Raw genomic sequence first — 11,300 nt, 5'->3', positions numbered from 1 at the left:
CTAAAGTGCTCTTTGAGAATCAAGTTACATTCTTCCAATAAGGATCAACCCAGTAACCCTGTGTTGCGTTCCATCTGCGACACTGCACATGACCATTATAGTAACGATACTTCATTATTATTTCATCTGCTATTCTGCCTTCCACATCCTGTGCAATTTCAGTATCCTGAGCAACTGTCATTTCATTTGCTCCAGCTATCACTCCCATACTACCTAATGCTAAAACCATTAATACTATACCTACTCTTTTTTTCACTCTTCTCTCACCCCCATTTCCGCTTCCATTGTAGAAATCATATCTTCTTCAACAACTTGTTCTACTAACTCTCCATCTTTCCAAAAATGTAGTACATATTCTCCTTTTTCATTAGTTGTGGTCCACATCTCGCTGCTATTTAATTCTTGTCCTGCACCCATATCTGCATCATAATACGGTGCAACGATAAACATGTAGCTACACACCAGCAAGCCAGCCATTCCTATACACCATACATGAAATCCCGCTTTTGAACTTCCTTTCATTGGCTCTTGATCCAGTACTGCATGAAATCTTTCTTCCATAACTTTATCAAAAGAATCTTTTGCAAAGCCAACGCCATTCCCCGTCAGAAGACGGTTATCTTTGCGTCCTTCAGCCAATATTTTCAATATGACTCCAAGGTATTCTAAGCTTTCTTCTTTTGTGTATCCTGCTGTTGCAGCGATGTCACAACGAACTTCTAATGCGTACTCCAGTTCAGTCCTTACTACATGGGTCAATGGATTCCACCAGAATATGCAAGTCAGAAGATTAGCAGCCATCAGATAACACAGATCATGATTCTTCAGATGTGTAATCTCATGAGAAAATATGTATTCCAGCTCTGTCGCACTGAAGCTTCTCTCCGGTAGAACAATGTACGAATTCCTTATCCCGATACATATGGGAGATGTAATCTCGCTGCTCCTGGTAAGCAAAATCTTACGCTTATAATTTCGCTTCTCACATACTTTCCGTAAAACTGCTGTATATTCTTCACTCCCATATAGGATACTTCTGTGACACACATTCCTCTGCATGATATATAATCTTGCAAACTGGATTAGTCGTATTATGGCTATCACGCCCCAGATCACTCCCGCAATCTGTATAACGGATACATCTCCAAATATGGTGCTGTACTTTGTTATCTTCACAGCCTTGTACCATTTCAGAAACCATGGCCAATATACCCGAACCCGTCTTGCAATTCCGATATCAAACGGTATTGCCATGCGTACCATAAGTATTGCGCAGATCAAAATACTGCCTGAGATCCCGATCTTGCTTCTGAGAATCTTCGTCTTCCTCATTCCAAGAAACATACATGTAAAGATCAGGCTCCACAGCATCATGATCAGAAATGAGAGTAAAAAGTTATCCATGCTTATTTGCTCTCCTCGATCAGTGATTCCAGCTTCCGAATCAGGTCTTCGCTTCCTGCTTCTTTTGCCATAGCCATTGCAACCTTCGCTATGGACTTCTGGTTCACTACACCGCCTACGGACATGGCCATCTGCGCTGCATACTCTTCTCTCGTCAGTGCCGGTACAAAGGTTCTGGCGTACTGTGTATTACTCTGCACCAGCCCGTCTACCTGAATCACCTTTTTCTTCAACATGGAACGAAGCACATTGTGAAGATATCCTGAACTCCATTCCTTAAATGATGGCTTCGCTAAAATATCGTTACCGGAAAGTGGTTCTTCGGATGTCCAGATATATTCCATCACTTCCCGCTCTGCGTCTGTCAATAAATATTTTTTCTTTGTTAACTGCATTTTCTACACTCTGCCTTATCTATATAGTAATTAATATTGCATGTTAATTTCTTTTGTTAACTATTATTCTATAATAAATATCATAGCTCGTCAATCGTAAATTACGTGAAATGGAAGATTTTTATGATTTTTAATCCAACCGTTTCCTATGAATTCGATTTCAGTCTCGCTACACGATAAATCTTATCCAAAAGATAAATATCCTCAACCATTTCAGAACTTGTCTCTTTTCTGTCAATTTTCTTCAGTTTCTTTTTCAACTCTTTTTTCTCTGCAAGCTCTTTCATGTCTTCCTGGTCTGAAAGAACCTTTCTCAAAATATCTAACACATTCATAGCTGTGGAAGCGCCATCCGGAAGTGGCAGATATCCGGCTCCGGTCATGATCATATCGATGACAGATGTGCCAGACGGAAGCTTCGCAAGTTCAAATAAAAGATGATTATATTCCCGTATCTTCTCATTCTGCTCTTTGACCGGAAGTCTGGCAATACTTTCCAGGATTTTTCCAAACAAATCAGGTGTATGCCAGTCATCCGCACTCTTGGCCACATCAAGCACTGAAAGACTTGGCTCGCATTCGAACAACTTCAGCTGATCCAAGTCTTTCGTATTCCTGGATTCCTGCAGATACGCGAACTGATCCTTATTATACCAGTAAAAGCTCAGCATTTGTTCCATAATCTCCGCCAGGCACATATCCGTACCTGGATTCTTCCCCTGCTCTTTCAACATTGATACAGGAAAATAAGATGCATTGAGTGCCATGGAAAGATGTAAAGGTCCTGCACATGCACCAAGAAACAGATCAAAATCTCCTGTTTCTTTCAAACTGTCAGTTAACATCTCCTGCAGCATTGTATTCGCTCCGAATGCTGTCAGGGACAATAAACCATCTTTGTTTAAATATTCAAAGCTCCTTGCTTTGGCGCGCAGTGGAAAACTTATCAAATCTGCTGTCATTAAAAGATTGTTATCCTGATTTTTTCTCGAAAAACGATACATTTCTTTTGCACAATCATATATTCCCGGGAAATGACCTGCATATCGTTTTTCCAAATCTGAAAAATAAGACGCCATAAGGATATTAGCTCCCCGTCTTCCCACGACTCCAAGAGAGGTTGCCTGATACGCATCATTCAGCAGCGCTGCATCATATCTCTTCTCTGCTCCTGTCAATACAATGACAACTTTTCCCATATCCACTAATTCTATCAGTTCTTTTCTTGTCATTCGCTGATATGAGAGGAAAGAATCCAAATACTTTTCCATGGGCATTCCCAGGTACACTGTATCGTATAAAAATAATGCATTTCGAATATCCAGGCCTTCGCTTACCGAACAGTCCATGAAAAAATTCTTCTGTCCGTCCCGAAAATATGGCAGATCTGATCTACTGATCTGATTCCCATAAATAGCTTCTGCATTAGAAAACCAATAATCTGCTTCTTCCGCTGAATATGCAAGTTCTCGATGATACCCCAAGCTATTATTATCCAAAAATTGAATAAACGGATCCAAAACAACCGACTCTTTCTCATTTTCAAATTCTTTCGATACTTCCTTCCTCTCTTTCTTCTGCACACGGATCGTATCCGTACCAAGAACCTGCTTTAAAAAAGACTCCATTTCTTTCATCGTTTCCGGGTCTGTTTTATTCCCCACAAAAATATCTACTGTATAATCAACACCGGGATGATGTACGATGTCTATAAGTTCCACATCTGAATATTTTGCCTCTACAAATGCACGAACCTCCGGTTCTGTGGATACAGAGGCACGAAACCCCTGAACAGGATTTTCAAATGGTATCTGCTCTAACTTTTCTTCATATTCAACCGGTCTCACCTGCGAAAGTGTAACCGGAGAAGCTATCTTTCGTATCTTCTGTTCAAACGTTTTTCTCAGCAGTTCAAAATCCCCCGCATAATCTACGCAGCGGATCTCATAACGAAACATTCCTTTTTTATAGATTTCTGTCTCCAGCTCCGGATACCAACAACGCAGCTCTAAATCTGTTCTCCTTATTTCATCATCTGCATAATACATAAAAAATCTCCCGTAGTTTAAGCAACAGTTTAGAATATCTTTCTCACAGCGTCTGCTTTAAACCGATTTTTCTTCCGGTCCATCCCATCATATCTGCCCATCCCAGCATGCTTTCTCTTTCTTCCCGATCTTCCTCTATACCTGTATCTGTCTCATAGATTGTCTGCAGCATTCTGCAAAAACCATAGATACCTCCCACGTCATCCACGAGTTCTATCCCGTCTTTTTCAATACAGACTGGCGAATATTTAGCAATTACTTTTTCCAGATCCCCTTCTAAAACATCTACATTTTCTCCTTTACTGTCTTTCCAGTCACTGTCTCCGTTCCGTGTATATACATTTTCACAATTTATGAAAACTTTCCAACCATCTCCGAAATCATAACTATAGATCAATTGCTCTGTTATCGGTGAGACCGGAATGTCGTACTTCATCAAAAATTCTTTTTTCTGTTTCTCACTTTTGAATCGTGTATGCATATATTCCGAGATCGCACTTTCTATATCTGTTTTGGATAATTGGTTACTCACATTATCTCTTACCTGTGCATAATCCACTTCTTTTTTCTTTGGCAGAAGAATCTCTGCCAACGGGAGTCTCTCTATTAATTCTTCACAGAAAATGTCTGCAAATGCATCTGTTACCTGATCAATTGTCGCATCACTTAATCTCACCTGATATGGCTCTGGCTGTTTCTTGGCTCCAAATGCAAACTCCCGTACTGTAATCTCCTGCCATCCTGCAAACATATCCTGTACTTCCATCTGATTCATCAGATAATGTTCTCCATATCCCTTATATCTATATGGACCTGTATATTTTTTCTTCATCCATGATCTGATACTTTGTCCTTCCCGATAATCATCGTCCCAATAGATATCCTCATAATTTTCTGTCGGGAATCTGAAGTACACACCGGCCATCCCCGCCCATGTCTGAAAACTGTTTTCAGTTAGTTCTTTAAAGACCTTTTCCGGCAAACTATAGTTGTGCAAATGTCCGTTCTGCCAGCCAAACATTCGAAGGATTGCATAATTTAATGCATGCAGCGTAATATCTGCCGGAACAAGTATATCTCTTGATATCGACTTTTTCATGGAACCATATTTTTTCAGAATCTGAACTTCCTCTTCACTTATACATTTCAGATCCAGTTCCAGATGAAGTTTCAGAACCTGTGCTTTGCATTTGCTTCTGTCATCTTTTACCTGCATTTCACCCCTGTCTCCTTTTCGATTCGCTTTTATCACCTGTATAGCCGCTGCATGCCTCATTCTGTTTCGGTATTTCTCTGAACGCTTTATCTCTTACACTTATATGGTACCAAAAAGCACCCTAACCATCGCCAAGATGCTTCTTCATGCATTGATATTTATTTGATAACGTAGGTACTCAACTTTCCACTTCCCTTTTGCTCAAGTTTATTAACCTTGCAAAGTTCTTTAAGCAATCGGAATGCCTTTGTTGTTCCTGCGCCAATCAAATCTTCGACTTCTTTTCTTGTTATACTGCCATTCTCCCGCGCATACTGAACTATTAGATTCTTTTGCTCATCCAGTGAAATATCGTTGTTCGTATTCTCTATTTCCTGCATCTCAGTTTCTTGCTCTTCATTTCGGTTCGGAAGTGTCACCCGAAAAACGCCCTTTGCTGTTTCAAACTCTGGCTGGAATGGACACACTTTATACGCACGCTCAATTTTTCCAATTCCTGTACCATAACTCTCAATCAATCTCATGCGGTAGAAAACAGCCGCAAGGTTCGGATTCCTCGATTGTGAAACACCAAGAAAAATGGATTTCAACTCCAAACCTGATACAAGACCTCCAAGAGAAACAAATTCGATTCTATCCTCATAGATATTGACCAGATTACTTCCACTAAAAGAGTAATCACGATGAACGATGCTGTTCAGTAAAGCCTCTCTTACTGCTTCTTCTGGGTAATCTCTTCTATCAGTTCTGTCCAGCCCTGAAAATGTTGCTTTCGTTTTATTGACTAAATCAATAAACTGGTAGACATCTTCAAGCTGCTTTAAAATGGAGCCCTTAAATTCCTTTCTGTCTCGGAATAATTCCTTATCTGTTCCTTGAAAAAGAGCAACCTTCGTTGTTGTTTCACACTGGTCTGATAGCAGCAATGCAAGATTTGTATATAAGCCATCTTCACCAATCAGCTTGAGGGTCCGCATTTGCGATGGTCCGATTTCGATAGACCTTCTCTGCATCTCTGTTTGGAGAGTATGGAACGTCAATTCCTGATTCATACTTCTGCACAGTTCAAAAGATCTACCACTGTTTTGAAGAATCATCTCCCGGATTCCCTCTTCAGTCATTGGCTGTGTAGAACTTCCTTTTCTTACATACACTCCACCAGGCTTCAGACCTTTTTCACGGAGATAGTACGGCCGATTCGTTCCTGTTGTTACATCAATTTCGATGACTTGCTTTTCTTCTATTTCAACTGTATTGACTCTAACAAATGGCATTATATCTGGTGCCAGCGAATCCTTCAAAGAATTCACGATTTGGAGCATCACACCATCCGGATCACTAATACCCAGAACTGCTCCATCTTTTCGTACACCGACATAAACTGTGCCGCCCTCTGCATTTGCAAATCCCATCACCTCTTTTCGGATGTCAGGGACATACTCTTGCTTAAATTCGATATTCTGGTTTTCGAATGCTAACATCTTCTGCTCCTTCCTTTCTCATTTCTTTCTTCTTTCTTTCTCATTGTAATCAAGAAAGAAAGAAGAGTCAAGAGGTGCAGAAACAAATGTTTTGTCGATTAAAAAACATACCTCTCTCAGTTTTATTTATAAATTTTTTGAAATGTTTATTTTTTCTTATTTCAGGTATCTTTTACGGTTGGAAGATGTATTTTTCTTTAAAGACACATTTGTCATCTTTCTGCTTCCTACCATTTTTTTCAATTTTTTATTAAATGTCTTTTTGGAAATTTTTACATTTGCCGCACCGGAAATATCATAATAGCTAGTTCCTTTTGGCAACCATGCTATCCTTGCTACATTTTTAAAGATCGATAATTTTTTTATTTTTGTAATGCCAGATAATTTATAATATGTATTTGTAACACCACCCTGTACATATGAGTCTGCATAAACCCCTTTTTTCTTATAGTAAGAAAACTTTGAATTATCCATATAGAGATTCACAATGCGCCGTACTTTTCCATTCTTATAAGTAAAAATCCGTCCATGACCACTTGCATGTGAAACATCTAAGCTATTACTTACAATCAGTTCCGGTACATTGTTGTTATCAATATATGCAAGTGCAAACGAACATCTGGAGGCTCTCACCTTCCAGTCATCCTCCCATGGTATCGTCGCATTGGATAAAATTTTTTTATACGCCTGAATCGCCATGGATTTCTGCGATGCTGCCTGTACCCCCACTGGCATAAGCATTACTGCTACCATTACTGCCATTGCTATAATTCCTGTAAATCTTGTCTTTCTGTTTTTCATTCTCGTATTGTCTCCTCTCAAAAATAGTTATTATACCGTTTGTTCATCTTCACGACAATAGAATTTACTCATTTGCTCACCTCCAACAATTATATTCGTGAGTTAGCAACTCGTAAGTTACTCTTATATCCATCACTTAACTGATTAATTGGCATACGCATCCATTTTCCTTCTTTACTATAATAAAAAGCACGGTACTAACTATTTACCGTATACCTATAATAAGGTAGGAACTCGTGCAAAAATGGCCCCCAAAAAAGAAGCCCACCTACGAACCATGTAAAATTTACACAGTGCGTAAATGGGCTTGTCAGCATTATGCTTCCTTCAGTTTCTCAACCACTACTTTACATCTCTTTTTGTAAAAAGCAATGCCATAAAGAGTCATATTGTGGCGGCCATCGTTTTTCAGGTACTCAGAATACCTTCGCTCTCTGATTTGTTTAATTGCTCTTTCACAGGCTTTATCCAATCCTGATGCTTCCTTTGAATACTTAAGTTCAAAGATAATACCATCGTCCGGATTTTGCGGTTTAATGATAATATCTGCAAATCCCTCTCCGGCTTCCACATTTGACTTAACCACCCAATCTGTGTTTCCCGTCAACAACCCTGCAAGAAAAGTATGATAGGAGTTTTCCTTTTCTGTTTCTGGTGCCTTCGTATCAAAAACACTGATTGTATTATTTAATGTTCGGTTTAAATACTGTTCTATTGCCTCTGTGTTTCCCTCTTCAATATCTTTCCAAAAAGAGGTCATCTGCTCCGCATTATCTGCTATTTTCTGATCAAACCAGTCCTGTATCTGAAGTTTGTATACCTCTCGAACCTCTTTATTTGGAATGATCAACTTATATGCTCCCTGTTCTGTCATACCAACCTGTGTCAAATATCCCGTTGTAAACAGAACGCTCCAAATGTTATCTATACTTTTATCAATCTCATCGTGTGTCAAATCAAGCCGAACAGACTTTTCAATTGGTTCACCTGCAATCAAACGTTCAATTTCGTCCTGTGTTGTTCTATTGGCTATAAAAACAAATCGTTTAACTAAAGCATTTCCGCTGCTATTTATCCAATAACATTTCGGTTTTTCTTCTGGTTTATTACATAGATCATCTATCCGATTGATTACATCCCAAGGGCAGTAAATATCGGCATCTCCGAAATGATATCCATCATACCATTCCTTCATTTCTGCCAGATGATCTTCCAATTGGTAATCTTTTAGCATCTTTTCGACTTCGTCTTCTGTAAAGCCGAACTGTTCATCAAAACGAGCATCCGTTATAGAAAAAATCTTAAAATTGTTCAAACCTGTAAAAATGCTTTCTTTAGATACTCGTAAGCATCCTGTTAAAACTGCGAACTGCAAAAAATCGTTCGTCTTAAGAGTCTCGCCCAACAATCCGCGAATTAACGATACCATTTTTCTATAGTATCCGTCCTGAAAGGCCTTGTCAAGTGGCACATCGTATTCGTCAACCAACACGATAGTCTTCTGCTCATAATGCTTATATAACAACTCAGATAGGTTTTTAAGCGAGAATCTGAGTTTTACCGAAGACGCTGGACTTTGTTCCTTGTTTAAAGAAATCAGTTCACGATACATTTCTTTATCGTCGGCATCCAGTTTATCGCTTTCTAACAGGAATTTAAACCGTCTGGCTTCTGCCACGATTAATTCTGCAAGGCTAAGTTTAGCTTCCTCAAACGTGGTTCCATATACGCCTTTAAGTGTGAGAGATACAACCGGGAACTTTCCCATATATTCATCACAAAGGTCACTTCTTTGCGAGATGTGAAGCCCATCAAATAGCGTCTTATCCGTTTCTATTTCAAAAAAGTAACGGAGCATGCTCATATTTAAGGTCTTTCCAAAGCGACGCGGCCTTGTAAAAAGATTGACCTTTCCCCAGCTGTCAAGAAGCTGTTCGATTAGTCTTGTCTTATCAATGTAGTAAAAACCCTTTCGGCGGATTTCTCTAAAATCTTCGATTCCAACTGGAAGTTTCAACGTTATTGCCATTCTTCCACGCTCCTTTCCGAAGCTATACTACTGAGTATGAGGATACTCAATCCCAGTGTCCTTTGATTTTACCATCTAACCGCCCAAATAACAAGTTGATACCCCCGCACAGCGCAATTATTTTTTCTACCACCGGAGGCACTTATACGCTTCTTCGATGAAACTCATAAACTCCACACTGGCACTCTTGATCATGTGCTTTCCGTCTGTACTTTCTAACTTTTCTGTACGTTTCATAACTTTCTACGGTATTATCTATATCCTTACACTCCAATATGTTCAACCTGGTCACGTTTCAATGTTCCTTTTGCTTTTCAAGCTGTTCTAAACAGTATTTTTCTGCCAAAATTATAAATTCATCCGCAACTGAAATCTGCCGTTCTGATTCTTCTTTACTTGCAATATAAAAATCATCATAATCACTAGCATGGCGAATCTCTTCTGCCTATCCGATTTTCCTTCCGATTTCTCTTGGAAATACAGATGTCTTCACATAATCCTTATTGAAGTTTGCTACTGCATCCTTATGTCTTTTATATGCTTTACCGCTGACTGCATGCACTGCATTAATTGCATGAAAAATGGAATAGTATGCTCTGTTATTGGCCCCTTTATAATCTTCAATAGAAAATAATGCTCTTGCCGATTTCAAATCATTTCTAGCCGTTTCCAGACGATATAACACCAAATCTCGTCTGGTACCAATTTCCTGATTAAGCTGCTCCATATAAAACTACCCCTTCTTTATGAATATTGGAATAAAATGGATAGTTCACAATCCACTTTTTAAAATGTGCCTCGCTCTTTGCAATAGGCTTAATATCCGTGTCATGATCCATATTAAAATCATAAGTCATATAAGAGAGCTGTTGTGCATATGCCTTCAAATCTAAATCGGATATATCCACCAGAATCATAATATCTACATCTGAATCTGAACGGAAGTCACCTCTTGCATATGAACCATAAAGAATTATCTGTCGTACATGGGAACCATAGATTTTTTTAACAGCTTCTACATACTGTTCGATTAAATCCTGCATCATCTTTGACATATATCATCACGTATAATCCAATTATCCTTTTTTGAGGGTAATGGATTATTCTCCTTTCTCCCAATATCTTGGGGTTTATTGAATACTCCACCTCATTTTATGCTGATTGTACTGTAATCTACTTACTTCTTTATTTTATTATAACCAGTTTACGCCCGTTTCTCAATCAAGATTTTCTCATTTCAACTTTACTATTATCTTTCGAATATCGTAAGCGTCCAATAAGAGGGTGTATCGAAATTTCTGGCTGTTGCATGTAAACTATTGATTAGAGTTTTGGGAGTTGACTCTAAAAACTCTAAATCTAATCTAAGGAGCAGGCTTATGGATCTTTCTTCTTTGACTCCAGACAAACAGGTGAAACTTCAATACTGGCTGGATGTAATACAGCAATGCAGGGCCTCCGGACTGACAAATCAGATCTGGTGTGAACAACACGATATCTCTTTGAAAAGTTATTATTACTGGCTTTCCAAAATTCGAAAGCTTGCCCTGGAAGAACTGCCCCGCAAGAAAAACGGCATCCACATGTGTACAGACCAACAGTCAACTGCTTTAACGGAATCCCCGGCTGAGTTTGCGGAGCTTTCACTTCCGGACAGAAACATTTCCCGTTCCACTCCTGCAGCCATACTTCATATCGGATCCATAACAGTGGAACTTTATGAAGGCACATCTGCCCAGATGCTGGAAAACATTCTGAAAGCCGTGCAGTCATGTTAGGAGATCTTTCCCATGTGGAGAAAATCTATATCCGATGCGGCTACACCGATATGAGGAAGCAGCTCAATGGCTTGCTGGATATCATCCAGTACAACTTCAAACTGGATCCTTACAGCAATTCCTTATTCCTGTTCTGTGGAAAGAGGGC

The 11,300-nt window shown here is 39.2% G+C and carries 12 protein-coding genes; 2 read left to right on the top strand and 10 right to left on the bottom strand.

Annotated features, from left to right (window positions below; translation table 11 throughout):
- Positions 1-19: 19 nt before the first annotated feature.
- The 10 genes from H8716_RS07950 to H8716_RS07905 form a co-directional block, all read right to left on the bottom strand.
- Entirely contained in the window at positions 20-256 is a 237-nt protein-coding gene (locus tag H8716_RS07950) for a hypothetical protein (protein WP_249308039.1), read from the bottom strand.
- Positions 253-1,404, bottom strand: a complete 1,152-nt coding sequence (locus H8716_RS07945) for a M56 family metallopeptidase (RefSeq protein WP_249308038.1) — start codon at positions 1,402-1,404, stop codon at positions 253-255. Before H8716_RS07945 ends, H8716_RS07950 begins: the two co-directional genes overlap by 4 nt.
- Positions 1,405-1,406: 2 nt before the next feature.
- A complete protein-coding gene (locus H8716_RS07940) occupies positions 1,407-1,799 on the bottom strand; it encodes a BlaI/MecI/CopY family transcriptional regulator (RefSeq protein WP_249308037.1) in 393 nt (130 codons plus the stop codon).
- A 146-nt stretch (positions 1,800-1,945) separates the two neighbouring features.
- Positions 1,946-3,847, bottom strand: coding sequence for a hypothetical protein (locus H8716_RS07935; protein WP_249308036.1), 1,902 nt, complete (start codon positions 3,845-3,847; stop codon positions 1,946-1,948).
- 43 nt (positions 3,848-3,890) lie between these two features.
- Complete coding sequence (locus H8716_RS07930) at positions 3,891-5,063, bottom strand: plasmid pRiA4b ORF-3 family protein (protein WP_249308035.1); 1,173 nt, start codon at positions 5,061-5,063, stop codon at positions 3,891-3,893.
- A 158-nt stretch (positions 5,064-5,221) separates the two neighbouring features.
- A complete protein-coding gene (locus H8716_RS07925; protein WP_249308034.1) occupies positions 5,222-6,544 on the bottom strand; it encodes an RNA-binding domain-containing protein in 1,323 nt (440 codons plus the stop codon).
- A gap of 156 nt (positions 6,545-6,700) precedes the next feature.
- A complete protein-coding gene (locus H8716_RS07920; protein WP_249308033.1) occupies positions 6,701-7,345 on the bottom strand; it encodes a hypothetical protein in 645 nt (214 codons plus the stop codon).
- 316 nt (positions 7,346-7,661) lie between these two features.
- A complete protein-coding gene (locus tag H8716_RS07915) occupies positions 7,662-9,374 on the bottom strand; it encodes an AAA family ATPase (RefSeq protein WP_249308032.1) in 1,713 nt (570 codons plus the stop codon).
- 445 nt (positions 9,375-9,819) lie between these two features.
- On the bottom strand, positions 9,820-10,101 hold the full coding sequence (locus H8716_RS07910) for a HEPN domain-containing protein (protein WP_330606517.1): 282 nt from the start codon (positions 10,099-10,101) through the stop codon (positions 9,820-9,822).
- Positions 10,088-10,429: a nucleotidyltransferase domain-containing protein gene (locus tag H8716_RS07905; protein ID WP_249308031.1), complete on the bottom strand. Its 342-nt coding sequence runs from the start codon at positions 10,427-10,429 to the stop codon at positions 10,088-10,090. The genes H8716_RS07910 and H8716_RS07905 overlap by 14 nt, the downstream gene beginning before the upstream one ends.
- 324 nt (positions 10,430-10,753) lie before the next feature.
- On the opposite strand from H8716_RS07905, the gene tnpA reads away from it, so the two are divergent.
- A complete protein-coding gene (tnpA, locus tag H8716_RS07900) occupies positions 10,754-11,152 on the top strand; it encodes an IS66 family insertion sequence element accessory protein TnpA (protein WP_249308030.1) in 399 nt (132 codons plus the stop codon).
- On the top strand, positions 11,146-11,300 hold a 155-nt coding region (tnpB, locus tag H8716_RS18065; RefSeq protein WP_408610889.1), incomplete at its 3' end, for an IS66 family insertion sequence element accessory protein TnpB. The genes tnpA and tnpB, both read left to right, overlap by 7 nt.

This window comes from Jingyaoa shaoxingensis, from assembly GCF_014385005.1.
Classification (GTDB): Bacteria; Bacillota; Clostridia; order Lachnospirales; family Lachnospiraceae; genus Marvinbryantia; species Marvinbryantia shaoxingensis.
This window is presented reverse-complemented; position numbering and strand designations above follow the sequence as displayed.

Coding starts and splice junctions, on each gene's coding strand:
- H8716_RS07945 (WP_249308038.1), bottom strand. CDS start 1,404: ATGGATAACTTTTTACTCTCATTTCTGATCATGATGCTGTGGAGCCTG.
- H8716_RS07940 (WP_249308037.1), bottom strand. CDS start 1,799: ATGCAGTTAACAAAGAAAAAATATTTATTGACAGACGCAGAGCGGGAA.
- H8716_RS07935 (WP_249308036.1), bottom strand. CDS start 3,847: ATGTATTATGCAGATGATGAAATAAGGAGAACAGATTTAGAGCTGCGT.
- H8716_RS07930 (WP_249308035.1), bottom strand. CDS start 5,063: ATGCAGGTAAAAGATGACAGAAGCAAATGCAAAGCACAGGTTCTGAAA.
- H8716_RS07925 (WP_249308034.1), bottom strand. CDS start 6,544: ATGTTAGCATTCGAAAACCAGAATATCGAATTTAAGCAAGAGTATGTC.
- H8716_RS07920 (WP_249308033.1), bottom strand. CDS start 7,345: ATGAAAAACAGAAAGACAAGATTTACAGGAATTATAGCAATGGCAGTA.
- H8716_RS07915 (WP_249308032.1), bottom strand. CDS start 9,374: ATGGCAATAACGTTGAAACTTCCAGTTGGAATCGAAGATTTTAGAGAA.
- H8716_RS07910 (WP_330606517.1), bottom strand. CDS start 10,101: ATGGAGCAGCTTAATCAGGAAATTGGTACCAGACGAGATTTGGTGTTA.
- H8716_RS07905 (WP_249308031.1), bottom strand. CDS start 10,429: ATGTCAAAGATGATGCAGGATTTAATCGAACAGTATGTAGAAGCTGTT.
- tnpA (WP_249308030.1), top strand. CDS start 10,754: ATGGATCTTTCTTCTTTGACTCCAGACAAACAGGTGAAACTTCAATAC.